We start from the raw sequence: 22,679 nt of genomic DNA on the forward strand, positions 1-22,679 counted from the left end.
ATTAAAATCAGATACTTAAGTTTAATATATGCACTAAATTTTCTATATGCTTTTTGTAATAAGTTATAGGAGCTTTTAAATTCTTCAAATTTGTACTGTCTGTAATTATTTATCACGTTCAGATACTTTTTAGCCTGATGTATTTTTTCTTATGCAGGAAAAAATTCCCTTTAGATCCATCTTTTGGGATGTAAGCGAAAACGTTTTCAGCACAGAAACCATTAGGATAAGTAAAAATTAACGTCAAAAATTATTAAATGAACAGAGAGTCTATGAAACAATTATTTAAAAGCTTATGGTTGATACTCTTTATGCTACCAATGAGCTTTTTTGCCCAAAATGTAGTTAATGGGGTGGTAACCGAAAGTGCTACGGGGCTGCCCATTCCCGGAGCAAATATTATAGTTAAGGGAACCACCAATGGAACTGTAACAGATTTTGATGGAAATTATAGTATTGATGGGATAAAGGAAGGGGACGTGTTGACGTTTTCATTCCTTGGTTTTGCTACTCAGGAAATTCCTTATCAGGATCAAACAACAATAAATGTTCAACTTGAAGAAGACCAGGCAACCTTGGATGAGGTTGTAGTAGTTGGTTATGGAACCGTGCGAAAAAAAGATGCCACAGGAGCGGTAAGCCAGGTATCTACTGAAGATTTCAACAAAGGCCAGGTCACTACTGCTGAACAGTTAATTACCGGTAAGATCGCCGGCGTGAATGTTACCTCGGGTGGTGGTGCTCCCGGGGAAGGCCAGAATATTAATATTCGTGGTATTGGTTCTATTTCCTTAAATAGTTCTCCATTGTACGTAATAGATGGTATTCCTATAGATAACGGCAGTATAGGCGGCTCCAGGAATCCATTGGATTTTATTAACCCAAATGATATCGAAAGCATAACCGTTTTAAAAGATGCTTCCTCTACAGCTATTTACGGTTCCCGTGCGGCTAACGGCGTAATCCTGATTACTACAAAAAAAGGAAAAGGCCAAGAATTTACCTTTAATTATACCGGTTCAACAACGCTTTATCGTCCCACAGACTATGTAGATGTGCTGGATGCTGATGAATTTAGGGAATTGGTGAACGAGGTTGGAAATGATGAGGCGGTAGCAAGACTGGGAAATGCCAGCACAAACTGGCAGGAACAAATATATACCGAGGCTATAGGTTTTGAGCATAATTTGAGTACTTCGGGAAATATCGGAGGTTTTATGCCTACCAGGGCCTCTGTGGGGCATACCAATCAGGATGGGATTCTGAAAGGTGGTAATTTTTCCAGAACTACAGGGTCGATTAATTTACGTCCCAGCTTTATGAAAGGCCATTTAAAAATGGAACTTAATGGCCGCGGGATGTATACCGAAAATACTTTCGCTAATCGTGATGCCATAGGGACTGCGGTAGATTACGATCCTACCCAGCCCATTTATGATGAAGATTCGCCGTTTGCCAATTACTACACCTGGCTTACATACAATGCTGAAGAAGAGAGGTATATTCAAAACAGCCTGGCACCAACTAACCCTGTGGCGTTGCTTAACGAAAGAGATGATACGGCAGAAATTAGAAGGTTTATAGGGAACGCTAAGGTAGATTATCAGCTTCATTTTTTCCCCGCATTAACCGCTACTGTAAATGTTGGACTGGATAAAACCAACAGCCACGGCAGGAATATCATTTCTGAAGATATGCCGTCCTCCCAATTGGACTGGAATGGGTCTTATTCCAATTACATCAACAGGACTACCAACAAGCTTTTTGATGCTTACCTTACTTATGAGAACGATTTTAATGACCATAGTTTAAACGCTGTTGTTGGATATTCTTATCAGAGCTTTGAATACGATAATTACAGTTTTGATAGTGAGGCTGAAGAAGAAGGTAACGATTCAGAATTTATAGACAAATCTAAAAACGTGTTGCTTTCTTACTTTGGAAGGGCAAATTACAACTATGCCGACAGGTATTTAGTTACTGCAACTTTAAGGGCAGATGCTTCTTCCAAATTAAATCCTGATGACCGCTGGGGTTATTTCCCTTCTTTCGCGGTAGCCTGGAACATCAACAACGAAGATTTCTTTAATTCTTCTACCGTAAACCAGCTAAAACTAAGGGTAGGATATGGTGAAATTGCTAATGTTAACGGCCTGGGGGATTACTTGTTTCTTACCAATTATACGGGCAGTAGGTCTAATGCCTATTACCAGTTTGGATCCAATTACTATCAAACTTATCGTCCGGAAGCTATCAATGAAAATTTAAGATGGGAGGTAGGGAAAACCCTTAACCTTGGGGTGGATTATTCCCTTTTTGAAAGCCGTATTTCCGGTTCGGTAAATGCCTATCTGAAAAATACAGAAGATATGATCACCTACGTGACTGTAGATCCTTTTACAAACTTCTCGAACACTATTCCTAAAAATATAGGTGATATGGAGAATAAAGGGCTTGAACTGGAGCTGAATTTAATTCCTGTTCAAACCGAAGATTTCACCTGGAGCATAGGTTATAACCTTGCCTATAATGAGAATGAAATTACCAATTTGCCCGATCAGGTAGAAACCGGAGGCATTAATGGAGGTACAGGTAATAACATCCAGTTGCACAAAGAAGGTTATAGTCCTTACTCATACTGGGTGTACAAGCAGGTTTACAATGAAGCCGGGAGGCCGGTTGAAGGTGCTTATGTAGACAGGAACGGTGATGGGCAGATTAATGAGAACGACAAATATTTATATAAAGATCCTTATGCCGACATTACAATGGGATTAAACACGAACCTGAATTTCAAAAACTGGGATCTGGCTGTGGTTTCAAGAGCAAGCCTTGGGAATTATGCTTATAACAACATGGCATCCAGTAAATCTTATGAAGTCAGGACTACAGAAAACAGCATCTTAACAAATCTTCATACCGATTACTTTAACACCCGGTTCCAGTCTTTAACAGAAGAAAACCTGCAAAGTGATTATTATATACAGGATGCTTCCTTCTTTAAGCTGGATAACATTACCCTGGGCTATACTATAGAGGAAATTGTTAATGATTCTAACCTGAGATTGTTCGGTTCTGTACAAAATGTATTGACCATTACAGATTACGATGGTCTTGATCCTGAAATTACCGGAGGAATTGATAATAATTTCTATCCAAGGCCCAGAATTTTCACTGTTGGTGCAAGTCTAAACTTTTAAAAAAAGAATGATGAAAATGAATTATATAAAAAAATTGATCTTAATTGTGCCTGCACTTTTATTGGTGTCCTGCCATGATGATTTAGATCAAACTCCTATCGATCCCGATAGTTTTACAGAAACCGATGTTTTTGCAAATGCTGATGAAGCCCGGGGCGCACTCGCGAAATTATATGTGAGTTTGGCATTAACCGGCCAGGAAGGGCCTGCAGGACAACCCGATATAACCGGGATAGATGAAGGTACTTCCCAGTATTCAAGAATGCTGTTCAGCCTTAACGAATTAACTACCGATAATGCCGTGGTAGGTTGGGGAGACCCGGGCCTTCCGGCGCTGCATGCCTTAAGCTGGGGAGCCGGTAACGATTTTACCACGGCAATGTACTACCGTTTGGCGCAGGAAGTTTCTTTTTGTAACTCCTTTATTACTAATGCCGAATCTTTAAGCGATAATACAGAGGTTCAGGACTATATCGCTGAAGCAAGGTTCCTAAGAGCTTTTGCCTATTACAATCTTATCGATCTTTTTGGAAATGTGCCACTAGTTACCGTTGTTTCAACAGAATTACCGGAGCAGGATTCCAGAGAGGAAATTTTCAGTTTTGTAGAATCGGAGCTTCTTGGGATTCAGGATCAGCTAAAAGAAAGTGGCGCCAACGATTACGGTCGTGTAGATCGTGTTGCCGCATGGGCGCTACTATCTAAACTCTACCTGAATGCGGAAGTATGGACCGGGGAAGAGCGCTATACCGATGCCATTACTTATGCCAAACAGGTTATCAATTCTTCTTATTCCATAAATACCAATGACGCCAACGGGAACGGTTCTGCATACGACGAACTCTTTCTTGCAGATAATGATACTAACGGAGCGCAGAATGAATTTATTTTCGCTTTAAATTTCGATGGTAATAACTCCAGGACCTACGGTGGGACAACTTTTCTTGTTCACGCAGCAATTGGCGGTTCTATGGATGCCTCGGCATTTGGCGTTAACGGTGGCTGGGGAGGCTTAAGAACAACCAAAGCCCTGGTTAATAAATTCGATTACGCGGTTACAGAAGAAGATGAAGACGGCAATCCGGTAGCCTGGGCAGACGCCAGGGCGATGTTTTATACAGAAGGGCAATCTCTGGAGATCAATACCATCGCCAATACTTTTACTGATGGTTATGCCGTTACAAAATTCACTAATATCGATTCTAACGGGGAAGCCGGTAGTGATGAAGGTGGAGATTTTGTAGATACAGATTTGCCTCTCATCCGTGTGGCCGAAATCTATCTTAATTATGCCGAAGCTGTTCTGAGAGGAGGTTCCGGTGGGGATGCCGGTACTGCCGTTACTTATATTAACGAATTAAGAGAAAGAGCTTTTGGCGATGAATCCGGAAATATTTCTGCCGGAGATCTGGACCTTCAGTTCGTTTTAAATGAAAGGGCCAGGGAATTGTACTGGGAAGGCCAGCGTCGCACAGACCTTATCAGGTATTCCGATTTTGTAACTGCCGATTATTTATGGCCATTTAAAGGAGGGGCACCTACAGGAACAGCTGTAGATAATTACCGCAGGATATTCCCATTACCGTCCAACATTATTTCCATCAATCCGAATTTAACTCAAAATCCTGGTTACTAATCAAACACAGATAAATATGAAAAAACTAATAAAATTAGGAATAGCTTTAGTAGCAATCATTAGCTTGAATGCCTGTACCGAAGATGATGGCTTTACCTTTATAGCGAAAGAAGATCCTGATGGATTGACGTTTGCCAATACCCCTTCGGGCAGCTACACACTTACTGCCGCGAACGCTGATAATATGGCCGAACGTTTTGTGTGGAATGCCGTGGATTTTGGGGTGCAAACTCCGGTAAGCTATGAGCTTCAGGGTGCTGCGACCGAATCTTTTGATAATATCACAGTAATACCGGCAGGAAACTCTACTAATGTGGCCGTTACGGTAAGTGAAATGATGGATCTTGCTGAAGAAGCAGGATTAGACAACGATCCTACAACAGCAGAGCCGAATACCGGGATTATTTACTTTAGGGTTAGAGCCTATGTTGGGAGTAATGGAGGCAATGTGGTAGATCAATTTTCAGACGTGATATCGGTAACTGTAAACCTTCCTGAACAATCTGAAGAGGAAGATGAGGACCTTCCAAAATTATATGTAGTTGGAAACTTCCTTTCAGCAAGTGGTTACGGAACCGACTGGACCGCGACAGATGGGGTGCCAATTGCTGCTGAAGCTGAAGGAAATACTGCTTATGAAGGATTTGTTTATATGAACGTTGATGCCCCACAATTCAAAATTTTGCAGACCAACGAAAATTTTGATGATAACTATGGAGATGCCGGGGAAACTGATGGTGTTTATACAGGTATATTGGAAAGCCCTGGTGTGAATGCGGGAACACCAGACGGTACCGGAGGGTATTATTTGGTGAATGTAGATACCGATGCGCTTACTTATGAGCTTACAGAAACCAGCTGGGGCGTCATTGGTAATGCAACTCCAACAGGATGGGACAGTGATACAGATATGACTTACGATTCGGATACCCAAACATGGAGCGTGACTTTAGATCTTACTGAACAGGAAGCAACAGATAATGGATTTAAATTTAGGGCTAATGACGCATGGGATCTTAATTTAGGTGATACCGATGCTGATGGTTCTTTAGAGTTTGCAGGTGATAATATTGGCGTTCCGGAAGATGGAAATTATACTATTACGCTGGATTTAAGCAATCCGCGACAGTATAAATATTCTATTAGTAAAAACTAAATATAAGGAGTCCGTTATAAAGTGCAATAATCTTTTTAAACGGACTCTTCTAATTTTATTAGGATGAAATATAAATTAATAAATCCATTAAGCTATTTGCTTATTTTAATCATATTCTTCAGCTGCTCTTCGGATGATGATGCCATCACTTCAGAAACAGACGATGGCACCGTAACCGAACAGCCAAATACTGTGAAGGCCCTTAACCTTTCAGATTATGATAATGGCAGCCGTGTAATGATGCAGGCATTTTACTGGGATGTGGAGCCAAGGTTTGAATGGTGGAATACCATAGCAGATCAGGTACCTGCATGGGCAGATGCCGGTATTAACCGAATCTGGTTGCCGCCGGCAACCAAAGGCCAGTCTGGCGGCTATTCAATGGGATACGATGTTTCCGATTATTTCGATTTTGGCGAGTACGATCAGCACGGTACTGTGGAAACCCGTTTTGGAAGCCGTGACGAACTGGAAAACCTTATTGCTACCGCGCATGAGAATGATGTGGAGGTAATTGCAGATATTGTTCTAAACCATAACAGTGGCGGGGGCGAAGAATACAATCCTTACCGCGGGAAAAACACTTATACGCTTTTTGATGAAGAACACGGCAACGCTTCAGGCATGTTTAACCGAAATTATGAATATTTCTATCCAAACAGCGAGAGCGATTATGACGATGGCAGTTTGTTTTATCCGGAGCAGAATCTAGACCATCACCGGGAATATGTTCAAAACTGGCTCTGGAAAGATGAAAATTCTGTAGCTAAATACTACAAAAACGTCATGGGTTTTGATGGCTGGAGGTTTGATTACGTCCTGGGTTTTGAATCTTTTGTGATTAAAGACTGGCTGGATGAAGTTGGTGGATTCTCTGTAAGCGAACTTTGGGATGCCGATGCAGATTTAATAAGAGAACATATTGAAGCAACAGGAAGCGGCGCTTTTGATTTTGCTGCATTCTACAGGATGGAGCAGGCTTTTGAAAGGTATGAAGATCTTAATTACCTCACCCGCGATCAGGTTTGGCAAACAAATCCTGATAAGGCGGTTACTTTTACCGCAAATCATGATACCGAAAAGGATGGCAATATTGATAACTATCTCGAAGCTGAAAATAAACTTAAGGCATATGCTTTTATAATGACACATCCCGGTTATCCAACAGTATTTTATCTGGATTATGAAAATGAGGAATTTCAGGAAGAAATTAAACGGCTTATCAGCATTCACAATACGCTTGCAACAGGAGACCTGGAAGTTTTGTATGTGGATAATGATGAATACATCGCCAAAAGAAGCGGTAATGCCAATAATCCGGGATTAATTGTTTATATCACTACCAACGATAATATTAAGAGAAGGCAAGTAAACACTAACTGGAATAACGTGGAACTCATGGATTATTCTGGAAATACAGATTACCGCGCTTCCACTAATGAAGAAGGTGGGGTGATGCTTGAGGCACCGGCCAATGGATATGCAGTATGGTCAATTATGGAGGAAACTTCTGCAGAATAAATTTTTAATGAAAAAGGAAAATTAAGTGTAAAGAACAGCCGGATACTTCAATAAAAAGTGTTCGGCTTTTATTTCAATTATGAGAGGAAACATAAAAAATATATTATTTTCAGTATTAGTTTTTACGATTTTCGGTCTAAATGCCCAGGCACAAATTGAAAGGGTAGAACCACCATTCTGGTGGGCCGGAATGGAAAAATCTGAAATTCAGATTCTTTTCTACGGAAAAAATATTGCCGATTATCAGGTGTCGTTACAGGAAGAAATCCCGGTTACCAGCATTACTAAAACCGAAAATCCGAACTACATTTTTGTAAATGTGGAGACTAAAGGTGTGGCACCGGGAACGCTGCATTTCGATTTTCAGCAGAAAAACGGGAAAAACTTTACCCGGGAATATCAGCTGAAGGAAAGAAGGAAAAATTCTGCAACACGCGAGGGTTACAACAGTAGCGATGTGATCTATCTTTTAATGCCCGACAGGTTTGCCAATGGAAATCCTGATAATGATTCGGTAGATGGGCTGACGGATAAGCTGAACCGTAAAGAAAAAGGTGGCAGGCACGGCGGCGATATCCAGGGAATTATCGATCATCTTGACTATCTGGAGAATTTGGGGGTGACGGCCGTTTGGAGTACCCCACTTTTGGAGGATAATGATCCGCGATACTCTTACCATACCTATGCCCAGAGCGATGTTTATAAAATCGATCCGCGTTTTGGAAGCAATGAAGATTATAAAGAATTAGCTTCAGAATTGCACAAACGGGATATGAAGTTGGTTATGGACTACGTAACCAACCATTGGGGAAGGGAGCACTGGATGATTAAAGATTTGCCTATCTACGATTGGATTAACCAGTTTCCCGGTTACGCCCAGTCTAATTACCGGATGGAAACCCAGTTCGATCCCCACCGTTCGCATCGTGATCATAAATACTGCGTGGAAGGCTGGTTTGTACGAACGATGCCCGATTTAAACCAGGAAAATCCGCTGGTGCTTAACTACCTTATCCAGAATGCCATCTGGTGGATTGAATATGCCAATCTGGACGGCTTTCGGGTTGATACCTATAGCTACAACGACAAAGAAGGCATCGCCAAATGGACAAAAACCATTATGGAAGAATATCCAAATTTCAACATTGTTGGTGAGGTATGGCTGCACGACCAGGCGCAAATTGCTTACTGGCAGAAAGATAGTAAAATTGGGGCGATTCAAAATTACAATACTTATTTACCCTCGGTAATGGATTTTACTTTGCATAATGCTGTGGAGGAGATGTTTGCTGAAAATGGAGGCTGGGGCAGCGGAATGAATAAAGCCTACGACAATTTTGTAAACGACTTTCTCTATCCCAATCCAGATAACCTGCTGGTATTTATGGAAAATCATGATACCCGGAGGTTCAACGAAATTTATGATCAAAACATTGAAGATTACAAACTCGCCCTAACGCTTATAGCCACAACAAGGGGTATTCCGCAGTTGTACTACGGGTCAGAAATTGGTATGCGCGGCAACAAAGATAAAGGTGATGGCGATATTCGCCGTGATTTCCCCGGCGGCTGGGCTAAAGATGAGGTAAATGCCTTTGATCCTTCAGAAAGAACAGCACAACAGCAGGAATTTTACAATTTTACCAGTAAAATTTTAAACTGGAGGAAATCTTCAGAAGTTGTTCATAAAGGCACGCTTACGCAGTTTATTCCTGAAAATAATGTATACGTCTATTTCAGGAGTTTAAATGATAAAAAAGTGATGGTGGTTTTAAACAATAGTGAAGAAAACCAAACTTTAAACCTGGAAAGGTTTGCTGAAGAGCTTCAGCAGAATACTTCAGGAAAGGAAATCTTAAGCGAAAAGCAAGTAAACTTAACCGGCGAGTTGCATATTGATGCTAAAACTCCCATGATAATTGAATTGAATAAATAAAAGATGAAGAAGAACTTTTTAGTATGGCTGGTGGCGATAATGGCAGGATTACAACCTGTTTTTTCACAATCGGCCAGCATTACAGAACCCGGTGTGGCCGTATTTTACCCGGCAGAATTCGATTCCATTAGAACCCTGCCGTCCCTGGTGGTAATCAAAGAATTGCCCAAACGCGATTCGTTGCCACAGGACTGGAGCGTCAGGCCGAATTTTGTTAAAATTGAAGGCAAAAATGCCGTTCGCTTTAATTTAGATGAAGAAATAGACCTTTACGGAACGGGGGAAGTTATTGGCGATCTACGCCGAAATGGAACCGACGTGACTTTATGGAATACCGATAATTATGAATATGCCAAATTTGAAGGTAAGCAGCTGTACCAGTCCCATCCCTGGATTTTAGGAGTACGACCAGATGGTTCTTCTTTCGGAATTCTGGCCGATAATTCCTGGAGACAGGAAATTGTACTTGAAGATGATGCTGAAATTATTAGCGACGGGCCATCCTTCAGAGTTATTGTGATTGAAAAAGAAAGTCCGCAGGAAGTAATGAAAAGCCTTGCCGACCTAACCGGCACAATGGCTTTGCCACCATTATGGGCGCTGGGGTATCAGCAATCCCGTTATTCCTATTATCCGGATACCAATGTAAAAGAGCTGGCAGATGAATTCCGCGACAGGAAAATTCCTGCCGATGTAATCTGGATGGATATTGATTATATGGAAGGATTTCGCGTATTCACTTTTGATGATGAAGGATTTCCCGATCCTGCCGGATTAAATGATTATCTTCATAACAAAGATTTTAAGTCGGTTTATATGATAGATCCCGGCGTAAAACAGGATTCTTCTTATTTTGTTTATCAGCAGGGAAGCAAAGGAAATCACTGGGTCTTGGATTCGTTAGGGAATGAGTACAACGGCGAAGTATGGCCCGGGCAGGTTGCTTTTCCCGATTATACGAGGCCGGAAACTCAAAAATGGTGGGCTTCCCTGTACAAGGATTTTATGAATCTTGGCATAGACGGCGTTTGGAACGATATGAACGAGCCCGCGGTGTTTGACGGCCCAGGCGGTTCTATGCCAGATGATAATATTCATCGTGGCGGTGGCGATTTGCCTGAAGATATCCACCTGCGTTACCACAATGTTTACGGTTTACTGATGGTGCGTTCCAGCCGGGAAGGCATTATGGAAGCAAATCCTGAAAAAAGGCCGTTTGTGCTTTCAAGGGCAAACTTTTTAGGAGGGCAGCGATATGCCGCCACCTGGACGGGCGATAACTCGGCTACCTGGGATAACCTGAAAATGTCTATTCCGATGTCGCTTAACCTTAGCCTTTCCGGCCAGCCGTTCAATGGCCCCGATATTGGTGGTTTTACCGAAAGCCCTTCAGCCGATTTATTTGGAAACTGGATTGCCCTGGGCGCTTATTATCCGTTTTCAAGAAACCATACTTCCAAAGATACGGAGGACCAGGAACCCTGGGCTTTTGGTGAAAAGATTGAAAATGTTTCCAGAACAGCCATTAACCGCAGGTATCGTTTAATGCCTTATTTGTACACTTTGTTTCACGAAGCTTCGGTTACCGGAATGCCAATTATGCGGCCTGTCTTTTTTGCTGATATTACCGATGAAGATCTGCGGGACGAGCAGCAGGCCTTTCTTTTAGGTGAAGACCTTTTAATTGTTCCTGCGTGGGCAGAAGATGCGGAAATGCCTGAAGGAGACTGGAAAACTGTTCAATTTGAAAAAGAGGATGATGGTTACCAGGCTACCGTAAAATTACGGGATGGGGCAATAGTGCCAATGGGGCCGGTAATTCAGAGTACCGAAGATTACAGTACAAAGCAACTCACGCTGTTGGTAAATCCTGATAAAAACGGAAACGCTTCAGGAACTTTATATGATGATGCCGGCGAAGGCTTTGGATATAAAAATGGAGATTATTCCATTCATAAATTTACAGCTTCAAAAACATCAAAAAACAAGTTGAAAATAAAAGTTGAGCAAACTGAAGGAGAACGTCAGGTAAACCGCCAGTACAGGATTGGATTGGTCAAAGACGGAAAGATTATTTATTCCGACTGGTCTTCAGCAAAAAAATTAGAACTAAAGTTTAATTAACCTGTTTATATGAAAAAATTTGTAATATATGCCATAATCATCTGTAGTATGGGCATAGCAAAATCGCAAAATTTAGAATCACCGGACGGAGAGTTGGAAATGCACTTTTCCATAAACAATTCCGGAACCCCCGTTTACCAACTTTCCTATAAGGGAAAACCAGTGATAAAACCCAGTGAACTCGGCCTGGAGTTAAAAGATGAAGATGATTTACTGGAAGATTTTGAAATTTCAGAGGTCAAAAATACCAATTTTGATGAAACCTGGGAACCGGTGTGGGGCGAGCAAAAAGAAATCAGAAATCATTATAATGAGCTTGCGGTACACCTTCAACAAAAAGAGACTGAGCGGGAAATGATAATCAGGTTTCGTCTTTTTAATGACGGGCTTGGCTTCAGATACGAATTTCCGCAGCAGAAAAACCTGGGTCATTTCGTGATTGAAGATGAAAAGACCGAATTCGCCATGACGGGAGACCATACTGCTTTTTGGATTCCCGGAGATTATGACACCCAGGAGTATGATTATACTGAATCTAAACTTTCGGAAATAAGGGAGTTAATGGAAGCTTCGATTACTGAAAATGTTTCCCAAACTTCCTTTTCACCTACAGGAGTGCAGACCGCGCTTATGATGAAAACTGATGATGGTTTGTATATCAATTTACATGAAGCGGCTTTGGTGAATTATCCGGTGATGCATTTAAATTTAGATGATGAAAATTTTGTTTTTGAATCCTGGCTCACTCCAAATTTTGAAGGAGATAAAGCCTATATGATCGCTCCTTCCACCACTCCATGGAGAACTGTAATTGTAAGCGATGATGCGCGGGATATCCTGGCTTCAAAAATGACCTATAATTTAAACGAACCTTCAAAAATTGATGATACTTCCTGGATAAAACCTATGAAATATGTTGGGGTTTGGTGGGAGATGATTACGGGTAAAAGCACCTGGTCATATACCAACGATTTTTCTGCGGTTAAGCTTGGCGAAACCGATTATGAATCTGCCACTCCAAATGGTACTCATGGTGCAACTACAGAACATGTAAAAGAATACATAGATTTTGCTGCTGAAAATGGGTTTGACGGGGTATTGGTTGAAGGCTGGAATGTTGGCTGGGAAGACTGGTTTGGCAATTCCAAAGATTATGTTTTTGACTTTGTAACGCCATACCCCGATTTTGATGTGGAAGAAATTCAGGAATATGCTAAAAGCAAAGGAGTGGAAATGATCATGCACCATGAAACTTCGGCATCAGTGCGTAATTATGAGCGCCATCTGGATACAGCCTATCAGTTTATGAAAGAGTATGGTTACAATGCTGTAAAAAGTGGATATGTAGGAGACATTCTTCCGCGTGGGGAGAACCATTATAGTCAGTGGCTGGTGAATCATTATTTATATGCGGTCAAAGAGGCGGCAGATTATGAAATTATGGTTAACGCACATGAAGCGGTACGTCCTACAGGCCTTGCCCGTACCTGGCCAAATCTTATTGCCAATGAAGCAGCAAGAGGAACAGAATACCAGGCTTTTGGAGGCTCAAAACCAAATCACGTGACAGTGTTGCCTTTTACAAGATTGATTGGTGGGCCGATGGACTACACACCCGGAATTTTTGAAATGGACCTCAGCAAACTGAATCCTGAAAATAATTCCCATGTAAACAGCACCATAGCCAATCAGCTAGCCCTTTATGTGACAATGTATAGTCCGTTACAAATGGCAGCCGATCTTCCCGCAAATTACAAGCGTTTCCCGGATGCTTTTCAGTTTATAAAAGATGTGGCTTTAGACTGGGACGAGAGCATTTATCTGGAAGCCGAACCCGGGGATTATGTTACCGTCACCAGGAAAGAAAAGGGAAGCGACAACTGGTTTTTAGGAAATGTAAATGGGGAAACCCCGCGTACTTCTAAGATAAAATTTAACTTTTTGGACAAGGGACAAAAATACATCGCTACTATATATTCCGATGCTAAAGACGCGCATTATAAAACAAATCCGCAGGCTTATGAAATAAGGAAAGTGGTTGTTGATAACAAATCTAAGCTTTCACAATTTTCTGCCCCGGGCGGAGGTTACGCAATTAGCATTATTCCGGCAGAAAAATCGGAGACGAGGGGGATGAAGAAACTGTAAATAAAATTTATGTGATTATAAGATTAGTAAAGGTGGCAATTATTTATTGCTGCCTTTCTTATTATACAGGGGCAGGTATTTTAAAAAATCCTATTTTGCGCCCGATGATCCAATTTTTCCAAAACCTTTTTTAACAGGAAAACTTGAATATGCAGCTAAGCCTTGATAAAGGAACTGCTTGAGAGTTTTGATTTCTATATTTTAATGTTATGAAGCACAACCAATTTCTACAATACATACTATTTTTATCTATTGCTGCTATTTTCGGCGGAAGTTCAGTTTTCTCACAAGACAATGCGCAGGATTTCGCTCAATATGTAGATCCCATGATTGGAACTGCCAAAATGGGGCACACCTACCCGGGAGCTACGGTTCCGTTTGGAAGCATTCAGCTAAGTCCGGATACCGATACTATTCCATATGCCGTGGATGGGCATTATAACCCTGATGTATATAAGTATTGCGCGGGTTACCAGTATGACGATAATACGATCGTGGGCTTCAGTCATACCCATTTCAGCGGAACAGGACATTCCGATCTTGGGGATTTCCTCATTATGCCTACTACCGGAGAATTGAAACTGAACCCTGGAACCGAATCCAATCCGGAAAGCGGGTATCGCAGCAGGTTCTCGCATGATCGTGAAACTGCTGAAGCCGGTTATTACAGCGTGATGCTGGATGATTATAATATCAAGGCCGAAATGACCACTTCAACCCGAGTGGGAATGCACCGCTATACGTTTCCGGAAGGAGAAGAGGCGCATCTGGTTTTTGATCTGATGCATGGTATTTACAATTATGAAGATAAGAACGTCTGGACCTTTGTTCGGGTTGAAAATGATACGCTGGTGACCGGTTACCGGCAGACCAATGGCTGGGCGAGGACCAGAAAAGTGTACTTTGCCTTGGCTTTCAATAAGCCCATCAAAAACTACGGAAGGGAGCGTTACGATAAACAGCCTTATCACGGGTTTTGGGGAAAATTCGACCAGGCTCATAATTTCCCGGAGATTGCCGGGGAACAGATAAGAATGTGGTTCGATTTTGATACTTCAGAACCTCTGGAAGTAAAACTGGCAATTTCGCCGGTTAGCGCCGAGGGGGCTGTTCAGAATATGAAAAAAGAGATCCCCGGCTGGGATTTTGACGAGGTTCGCCAGCAGGCCAGAAATACCTGGAATAGAGAACTTTCAAAAGTGGACATTTCCGAAGAAGATCAGGAAGAAAAGGTCAATTTTTATACAGCGATGTACCATGCATTTTTAGGACCTACAGTATATATGGATATTGACGGGCAATATATGGGAATTGACAGAAATCGCCACCAGGCTGAAGGTTTTGCCAATTATACCAGCTTTTCACTTTGGGATACTTACCGTGCACTGCACCCGCTTTTCAATGTGTTACAGCCCGAAAGAAATCAGGATATGGTGCAGGCGATGATGGCGCATTACGATCAGAGCGTGCATTCCATGTTGCCGGTTTGGTCGCATTACGGAAATGAGAACTGGTGTATGATCGGTTATCACAGTGCTTCGGTTATTGCTGATGCCATAGTGAAGGGAAATGCGGATTTTGATCAGAAACACGCACTGGAGGCAACGGTGAACACTGCTAAAACAGGATATTATGACGGACTTCAATATTACATGGATATGGGTTACGTTCCGGAAGACAAAAATGGTGCTTCGGTTTCCAAAACCCTGGAATATGCCTATGATGACTGGGCCATCGCACAGGCTGCCAAGAAGATTGGGAATATTCAGGTTTATGAAGAATTCATGAAACGTGCCGAAAATTACAAAAACGTTTACGATCCAAAATCAGGATTTATGCGTCCGAAGTTAAGCGACGGAACTTTCAAAAAAGAATTCGATGAACTCAATACGCATGGACAGGGTTTTATTGAAGGAAATTCCTGGAATTACAGCCTTTATGTACCACATGAGCCTGAAGCGTTAATTAAGATGATGGGTGGAAAGCAGCAGTTTTCGCAACACCTGGATTCATTGTTCACAATGGATTTGCCAGATAAATATTTTGAAAATACCGAGGACATTTCACGGGAAGGAATTATCGGGAATTATGTGCACGGGAATGAACCTTCCCATCATGTGGCGTATTTATATGACTGGACCAACGATGCCTGGAAAGCACAGGACAAGATCAGGATGATCCTGAAGATGAAGTATAAGAATGGCGCAGACGGGCTGAGCGGGAATGATGATTTTGGCCAGATGAGCGCCTGGTATATCTTCAGTACGCTTGGTTTTTACCCAGTTGCCCCGGGCTCGGTAGATTATGCCCTTGGAAGCCCTGCCATCAGCGAAGCCACGCTGAATCTTGAGAACGGAAACACCTTTAAAGTGATCGCTAAAAATCAGGGTGATAAAAATGTCTACGTCAAAAAAGTTGAGCTCAACGGACAAGAATTAACCGAGCCATTTATTCAGCATAAAGATATTATGAATGGCGGGGAATTGAAATTCTGGATGAGCAGCAGGCCAAATAGGAAGTTGTACCAGTAATGATCAGTTTTTAAACCTGAGGAATTTATGCAATAACATATTCCAATTATCAACATGCTGTAATATTTTTTACTAAATTTTATTTCTACGTATTTATACTAAGTATTTTTACTTATATTTGTTTTAAATACGTAGTCATGAAAAGAATAATAGTAGTAGGAAACGGAATGGTAGGACATAAATTCTGTGAAAAGTTGATGTCCCATCCCTCCAGGGAAGAGTATGAAGTACTGGTGTTTGGAGAAGAACCACGTTCAGCTTATGACAGGGTTCATCTAAGCGAATATTTTTCCAGACAGTCTCCCGATGAGCTTTTGCTGGCGCCGGTAAGCTGGTACGGCGAAAACAAGATCGAATTACATACTTCAGAACTTATAAGTGAGATAAAACCCGCGGAAAAACAGGTGGTAACCTATAAGCAGGAGGCCTACAACTACGATTATCTTATTCTGGCTACAGGCTCGTATCCTTTTGTGCCGCCCATTAAAGGATCGGACAAATCTGGCGTCTTTGTGTATCGCACAATAGAAGATCTGGATGCCATGAAAGTTTATGCGTCCAAAATCAAAGCTGATGGTAAAAAGAAAGCGGCCGTTCTGGGAGGCGGACTTCTGGGGCTGGAAGCTGCCAATGCAGCAAAGGAACTCGGGTTGGAAACAGATGTGGTGGAATTTGCCCCGCGTTTAATGCCAAGGCAGTTGGACCAGGCCGCGAGTAATATGCTTAAGGCGAAAATAAAGGAGCTCGGCATAAATGTACATCTGGAAAAAGCGACTATAGAAATTACGGGAGAAGAAAACATTGAGAAAATGGAATTTTCTGATGGTACTTCCCTGGAAACAGATATGCTAATAATTTCAGCGGGAATAAGACCCCGGGATGAACTTGCTGTAAAAGCAGGTATCAAAACCGGTGAAAAAGGAGGGGTTTGGGTAGATAACAAAATGCAGACTTCAGAAAAGGATATTTATGCCATAGGTGAGGTTGCACTTTATAATAATGGGGTTTATGGCCTTGTAGCTCCCGGCTACGATATGGCCCAGGTGGCGGTGGAGCAAATCACCGGCGGCGATAAAGTTATGGCAGAGGTAATAGATATGTCTACCCAGTTAAAGTTAATAGGTACCGAGGTGGCGAGTTTCGGAGATCCTTTTATCGATAATGAAGAAGTAGCAACTATTGTTTACGAAAATAAACGTTCCGGAATTTATAAGCGGATTAACGTAAGTAAGAAGGGTGAAAAGTTATTAGGCGGCATATTGATTGGTGATTCTTCAGATTATAACAATCTCTTCCAGATTTTTATTAACAGCATAAAATTGCCGGAAAACCCTGAAGATCTTATCATTCCTTCCAAAGATCCAAAAAGAGGAAGTGCTATAGGAAGCGCTATGGATTTTCCAGATACTGCACAAATTTGCTCCTGCGAGAGCGTCACGAAAGGGACCATTTGTGGTTCCATAGAAAGTGGGGAATGTGAAAACCTTGGGGGCGTAATAAAAGCTACCAAAGCCACTACCGGTTGTGGTGGTTGCAAGCCCATGGTGGCAGATCTTGTTAAAGGCTCACTTAAATCCATGGGGAAAGAAGTAAAGGAAACTTTATGCGCGCACTTCAGCTTTAGCCGTCAGGAACTTTATGACCTTATAAAAATCAATAAAGTCAAAGATTATAATGAGGCGCTGAACCTCTTCGGAAAAGGAGACGGTTGCGAAATTTGCAAGCCCGCGCTATCTTCGATTTTTGCCAGTATTTACATGGAAACTGCCAATAAACAGGTTGCCATTCAGGATTCTAATGACCGGTTTTTGGCAAATATTCAGCGGAATGGCACATATTCCGTAGTGCCACGGGTTCCCGGTGGGGAGATCACTCCTGATAAACTGATGGTATTGGGCCGTGTAGCCAAGAAATATGATCTATATTCTAAAATAACCGGCGGGCAGCGCATTGATCTTTTTGGAGCAGAATTGCATCAGCTTCCGCATATATGGCGCGAACTTATAGATGCTGGTTTTGAAAGCGGGCATGCCTATGGAAAATCCCTTAGAACTGTAAAAAGTTGTGTGGGTTCCAGCTGGTGCCGTTATGGAATGCACGAAAGTGTGAGCTACGCCATAAGAATAGAAGAAAGGTATAAAGGCCTTAGGTCTCCTCATAAATTAAAAGGCGGGGTTTCCGGCTGTATAAGGGAGTGCGCTGAAGCACGAGGTAAGGATTTTGGGATTATTGCTGTGGAAAGCGGCTGGAACCTTTATGTATGCGGTAACGGAGGCGCTACTCCAAAACATGCCATTCTTCTTGCGGAACAGCTGGACGATGAAACCTGTATTAAATACCTGGACAGGTTCCTTATGTACTATATAAGGACTGCACCGCCACTTACCAGGACTGCACCCTGGCTGGATAAGCTGGAAGGCGGAATGGATTATCTAAAAGAAGTGGTGGTGGAAGATTCTCTTGGTATAGCTGAAGAGCTGGAAGCAGAAATGCAGGAACTCGTGAATAAATATAAATGCGAGTGGAAAGAAGCAATAGAAGATCCTGAAATGATGAAGCGCTTTAAGCATTTTGTGAATTCTGATGATTCTGATGATACGCTGGAATTTGTCCCAATGAGGGAACAAAAAATGCCAAGGCCCTGGTAGTACTAATCTTATAATCCTGAAAAATGCAAAATTTGATCACTCAATATAATTCCGTTCCCGAAACAGCAGTTAAAAACTGGTTCCTGGCCGGAAAAACCAACGATTTTCCTGAAGATGGCGGCGCATGTATCAAACATGGCAGCAAACAAATTGCTGTCTTTAATTTTACCCGAAGGTCAAAGTGGTACGCCTGCCAGAATCTTTGTCCGCATAAACTGGAAATGGTGCTTTCCAGAGGCATGATTGGAGAGGAAGAAAATATTCCCAAGGTGGCCTGTCCTCTGCACAAAAAAACTTTTTCCCTGGAAGACGGCCATAATCTGAACGGTGATGAGCTGGAAATTGCGGTGTATCCTGTCAAAATTGAAGCTGGAAATGTGTATATTGGTTTTTCAGATTAACGCACAGCATCAATGGAAAATAAATTTGAAGAAGCCATAAGGCGTATAGACGAAAAAAATTCTAAAGATCCGCATACAGAAGAAGACGGGGGCAAAACTTATCCAAAGGAACTGCTTTATTCAGAAAGGATGTACAATCAGCTTCTGGAATTTGATCCGGATGCTTCCGAAGAACTTCAAATTGCCGCCCGCGCCCAGCATATCTGCAGGTGGCAGGTGCCCAGGAAAGATTATCCTATGGACAGGGTTGGATACTTGAAGTGGAGAAACGATCTTAAAAAAATGCATGCTGAAATTACTGCCGGTATTCTTGAAGAGGTAGGTTATGATAAAACATTTATTGACCGGGTTACTTTTTTAATTCAGAAGAAAAAGATTAAAAAAGATGATGGTTCCCAAACGCTGGAAGATGTGATTTGCCTGGTGTTCCTTCAGCATTATTTTGAAGATTTTGCGGCCAAGCACGAAGACGAAAAAATAGTGGATATCATTAGAAAAACATGGGGAAAAATGTCTCCTGAAGGCCATGAGGCGGCATTAAAGCTTAATCTTTCCAATAAAACCCAATCCCTGGTAAAGCAGGCCCTTTCTTAACTTTTATTACATGCCTGGCCAAGAATTTTCCCTGGATCAAAGGACGTTTAGAAAATTAAGCCGGCTTTACATTATTGCCTTAAGTGCAATTGCCCTTTCTGTGCTGGTGAGCCAGGTTTTGATTCACAGGTTTCTTGACGATCAGGAAAGCGATTCTACCGTGGTAAATATCGCCGGGCGCCAGCGTATGCTTAGCCAGAAAATAGCCAAGGAATCGCTACTTCTTTTAAATGCTGAAGAACCCCAGGAAAAGGCAAATATCAGGCAAGATTTAGAAGAAACTGTAGAACTCTGGACTTTTTCAAACCAGGCCTTGCGGGAAGGAAGTGACAATCTGGGGCTTCCAGGGAATAACAGCGATGCAGTCGCTGAAATGTTCAAAAAGCTGGATCCTTCTTTTAATAATATTAGGAATGCCGCTCTAAATATTGTGCGAAACCCGGCGCTATCTTCAGAAGAACTTGATGCAGAGATTTCTTCAATTAAGCAAAATGAGGAAATTTTTCTGCGTGGCATGGATCAGCTGGTAAATCAGTTTGAACAGGAAGCCAGTGAAAAAGTGGAGCGCCTGAGCAACCTGGAATATTTGCTGATGGCAGTGACTTTACTCATTCTGTTAAGTGAATTGATTTTCGTTTTTCTGCCTGCAGCAAGGGCGGTGAAAACAACAATTAGAAGATTGTTGGTTGCTGAGAAGAAGGCGATAAAAATGGCAAGGGATGCAGATGTTTTAAGCCAGGAGAAAGAAAAATCTGTAAAAGAACTGCGGGCACTTAACCAGGCGATGAACCAGACATTGCTTTTTGCCCGGCTTACTTCAGATGGAAATATTATTAATTTTGGGGAGAAATTTTCACGGCTGTTCGAATTCAGAAAATACAGCGATTTTACAAGATTTTCAGAATTACTTTCCACAAAAGAAGACGAGAAAAAGGAAATTGAAATATTGCTGGACGAGTATGCCAAAAAAGGCTGGCAGGGAGAAGTGAAGGCTACTACAAAAGAAGATGCAACTGTCTGGCTGGAGATGTCCCTTATTCCTTTTAATCCTGAAGACGATAAATGGGAAATTTTAGTGATCGCTTCCAACATCACCACCCGTAAGGAAGCGCAACTGGAAATTGAAAGGTTAACGCAGAAGAGTTTTGAGGAAAAAATGAATCAGCAGAAACTTGTTTCCAGTAAAATTATTGAAAACCAGGAAAAGGAGCAGAACCGTATAGCTAAAGATATTCATGACGGAATTGGCCAAATGCTTACCGGTCTTAATTTTAACCTTGAAAGTATAGACGTTACCAAAACCGAAAAAGCCGCCCAGAAAATTGAAAACCTGAAGGATCTCACCGGGAAGATAATTAAAGGAGTGCGAACGGCTACTTTTAATCTTATGCCGCCGGAACTTTCAGATTACGGGATTGTACCCGCACTTACCAAACTTACGCAGCAGCTTGGCAAATTAACCGGCAAAAATATCTTGTTGTACGATAAAACCGGATTTAATGAGCGCCTGGATTCGCTTATTGAAATCAATATCTACCGTATTACCCAGGAGGCGATAAACAATGCCATAAAATACGCCGATTCTACTCATATTATTGTCAGCGTTTCCCATAGCAGCAGTATACTTAGTGTGATTATTGATGACAATGGGAAAGGATTTGACCCACAAAAAGCAAAAGCGGGGAAAAGTGAGACCGGCGGCATGGGAATGACCTTTATGCGGGAAAGGATTAAATACATAAATGGCCGACTTTTTATTACTTCGGAAGTTGGTAAAGGAACAAGGATCACGCTTAATGTTCCTCTGCAATAACCCGTCACTTAAGTAAAAATCACTAATTTAGTACTTAAAAACTAAAATACGATGAGCAATATACGTATAGTCCTTGCCGATGATCATGTGCTGGTTAGAGATGGAATTAAGGCGTTACTGGAAGATGAAGCCGATATAGAAGTAATAGATGAAGCTTCAGACGGCCTGGAAGCCATAGAAGTGCTGAAGAATTCCGATGCTGATTTATTACTGGTAGATATACGTATGCCTGGGATGAATGGAATTGAAGTGGTAAGTAAGATTCGCGAAAATAACTGGCCGGTGAAAACGCTGGTTCTCTCCATGCATGATTCCGAAGAATACGTAGTCCAGTCGATACATGCAGGTGCCGATGGTTATTTGCTAAAAGGAGCCAGTAAAGGAGAGTTACTTAAAGCACTACATAAAGTTGCTGAAGGTGGAAAGTATTTTTCCGGGGATATTTCTTCCATCCTTATAAGCAATTTTACCAACGGAGCTGCCGTTCCAAAAAAGCAGGAACCTGTAGAAGATCCTTTTAATCTTACAAAAAGGGAAAAACAGATACTGGCTCTGGTGTTGCAGGGGAAAAGCAATAAAGAAATAGGTGAGGAGCTGTCAATTAGTAAAAGAACGGCTGAGGTACACCGTTTTAACCTGATGAAAAAACTGGATGTCAAAAATCTTATAGAACTTACCAACGTAGCCAGGGAATATCAGCTGGCATAAAAAGCATCATCTGATTTTTGTAATTTTAATCTAAAATTCCCTGACGGCTTGAGCCTCGGGTTTTTTTGCTTTATCTCTCCCTGGGAGAGGTTGGAACTGCTTTTCTCAGTTCCGGGTGAGGGGAAACACAAAATTTCGGTTATTGACCGGAGGCCAAAATGAAACCTGCGATATATCCCTCCGGCTTGCCCAGAGGATAGTCGGTTTCAAGAAATTTTTTATTCCTACGGCTAATAATTTTCATTTTCAGCAATTGGGCAGGA

13 protein-coding genes are annotated in these 22,679 nt (G+C 41.8%); all 13 read left to right on the plus strand.

Features of this window, described 5'->3' with window-relative positions; translation table 11 throughout:
* Window positions 1-272: 272 nt before the first annotated feature.
* Window positions 273-3,200 (plus strand): SusC/RagA family TonB-linked outer membrane protein, encoded by a 2,928-nt coding sequence (locus tag RM553_RS11530; RefSeq protein WP_311535084.1) that lies wholly within the window; start codon window positions 273-275, stop codon window positions 3,198-3,200.
* A 10-nt stretch (window positions 3,201-3,210) separates the two neighbouring features.
* The gene (locus tag RM553_RS11535) at window positions 3,211-4,836 is read left to right on the plus strand and encodes a RagB/SusD family nutrient uptake outer membrane protein (RefSeq protein ID WP_311535160.1); all 1,626 of its coding nucleotides are present in this window, start codon (window positions 3,211-3,213) and stop codon (window positions 4,834-4,836) included.
* A gap of 16 nt (window positions 4,837-4,852) precedes the next feature.
* On the plus strand, window positions 4,853-5,992 hold the full coding sequence (locus RM553_RS11540) for a SusE domain-containing protein (RefSeq protein ID WP_311535085.1): 1,140 nt from the start codon (window positions 4,853-4,855) through the stop codon (window positions 5,990-5,992).
* 63 nt (window positions 5,993-6,055) lie between these two features.
* On the plus strand, window positions 6,056-7,513 hold the full coding sequence (locus RM553_RS11545) for an alpha-amylase (protein WP_311535086.1): 1,458 nt from the start codon (window positions 6,056-6,058) through the stop codon (window positions 7,511-7,513).
* Between the two features lie 79 nt (window positions 7,514-7,592).
* Window positions 7,593-9,449 carry a glycoside hydrolase family 13 protein gene (locus RM553_RS11550; RefSeq protein WP_311535087.1) on the plus strand — a complete coding sequence of 619 codons (1,857 nt, stop codon included), beginning with the start codon at window positions 7,593-7,595 and terminating at the stop codon, window positions 9,447-9,449.
* 3 nt (window positions 9,450-9,452) lie between these two features.
* Window positions 9,453-11,573 (plus strand): TIM-barrel domain-containing protein, encoded by a 2,121-nt coding sequence (locus RM553_RS11555; protein WP_311535088.1) that lies wholly within the window; start codon window positions 9,453-9,455, stop codon window positions 11,571-11,573.
* Window positions 11,574-11,582: 9 nt separating this feature from the next.
* On the plus strand, window positions 11,583-13,721 hold the full coding sequence (locus RM553_RS11560; protein WP_311535089.1) for a glycoside hydrolase family 97 protein: 2,139 nt from the start codon (window positions 11,583-11,585) through the stop codon (window positions 13,719-13,721).
* A gap of 209 nt (window positions 13,722-13,930) precedes the next feature.
* Window positions 13,931-16,252 carry a GH92 family glycosyl hydrolase gene (locus RM553_RS11565; protein ID WP_311535090.1) on the plus strand — a complete coding sequence of 774 codons (2,322 nt, stop codon included), beginning with the start codon at window positions 13,931-13,933 and terminating at the stop codon, window positions 16,250-16,252.
* A 137-nt stretch (window positions 16,253-16,389) separates the two neighbouring features.
* Complete coding sequence (gene nirB / locus RM553_RS11570; RefSeq protein WP_311535091.1) at window positions 16,390-18,900, plus strand: nitrite reductase large subunit NirB; 2,511 nt, start codon at window positions 16,390-16,392, stop codon at window positions 18,898-18,900.
* Window positions 18,901-18,923: 23 nt separating this feature from the next.
* On the plus strand, window positions 18,924-19,301 hold the full coding sequence (gene nirD, locus RM553_RS11575; protein ID WP_311535092.1) for a nitrite reductase small subunit NirD: 378 nt from the start codon (window positions 18,924-18,926) through the stop codon (window positions 19,299-19,301).
* 12 nt (window positions 19,302-19,313) lie between these two features.
* A complete protein-coding gene (locus RM553_RS11580) occupies window positions 19,314-19,895 on the plus strand; it encodes a DUF4202 domain-containing protein (RefSeq protein ID WP_311535093.1) in 582 nt (193 codons plus the stop codon).
* Between the two features lie 10 nt (window positions 19,896-19,905).
* Window positions 19,906-21,708 (plus strand): sensor histidine kinase, encoded by a 1,803-nt coding sequence (locus RM553_RS11585; protein ID WP_311535094.1) that lies wholly within the window; start codon window positions 19,906-19,908, stop codon window positions 21,706-21,708.
* Between the two features lie 51 nt (window positions 21,709-21,759).
* The gene (locus tag RM553_RS11590; protein ID WP_311535095.1) at window positions 21,760-22,416 is read left to right on the plus strand and encodes a response regulator transcription factor; all 657 of its coding nucleotides are present in this window, start codon (window positions 21,760-21,762) and stop codon (window positions 22,414-22,416) included.
* Window positions 22,417-22,679: the final 263 nt, after the last annotated feature.

It is taken from the genome of Autumnicola tepida, from assembly GCF_031846485.1.
In the GTDB taxonomy this organism is placed as follows: domain Bacteria; phylum Bacteroidota; class Bacteroidia; order Flavobacteriales; family Flavobacteriaceae; genus Autumnicola; species Autumnicola tepida.

Bases quoted from the DNA above. Each gene is read 5' to 3' on its own strand.
- RM553_RS11565 (WP_311535090.1), top strand. From the start codon at position 13,931: ATGAAGCACAACCAATTTCTACAATACATACTATTTTTATCTATTGCT.
- RM553_RS11545 (WP_311535086.1), top strand. From the start codon at position 6,056: ATGAAATATAAATTAATAAATCCATTAAGCTATTTGCTTATTTTAATC.
- RM553_RS11590 (WP_311535095.1), top strand. From the start codon at position 21,760: ATGAGCAATATACGTATAGTCCTTGCCGATGATCATGTGCTGGTTAGA.
- RM553_RS11580 (WP_311535093.1), top strand. From the start codon at position 19,314: ATGGAAAATAAATTTGAAGAAGCCATAAGGCGTATAGACGAAAAAAAT.
- RM553_RS11555 (WP_311535088.1), top strand. From the start codon at position 9,453: ATGAAGAAGAACTTTTTAGTATGGCTGGTGGCGATAATGGCAGGATTA.
- nirB (WP_311535091.1), top strand. From the start codon at position 16,390: ATGAAAAGAATAATAGTAGTAGGAAACGGAATGGTAGGACATAAATTC.
- RM553_RS11530 (WP_311535084.1), top strand. From the start codon at position 273: ATGAAACAATTATTTAAAAGCTTATGGTTGATACTCTTTATGCTACCA.
- RM553_RS11560 (WP_311535089.1), top strand. From the start codon at position 11,583: ATGAAAAAATTTGTAATATATGCCATAATCATCTGTAGTATGGGCATA.
- nirD (WP_311535092.1), top strand. From the start codon at position 18,924: ATGCAAAATTTGATCACTCAATATAATTCCGTTCCCGAAACAGCAGTT.
- RM553_RS11535 (WP_311535160.1), top strand. From the start codon at position 3,211: ATGAAAATGAATTATATAAAAAAATTGATCTTAATTGTGCCTGCACTT.
- RM553_RS11540 (WP_311535085.1), top strand. From the start codon at position 4,853: ATGAAAAAACTAATAAAATTAGGAATAGCTTTAGTAGCAATCATTAGC.
- RM553_RS11585 (WP_311535094.1), top strand. From the start codon at position 19,906: ATGCCTGGCCAAGAATTTTCCCTGGATCAAAGGACGTTTAGAAAATTA.
- RM553_RS11550 (WP_311535087.1), top strand. From the start codon at position 7,593: ATGAGAGGAAACATAAAAAATATATTATTTTCAGTATTAGTTTTTACG.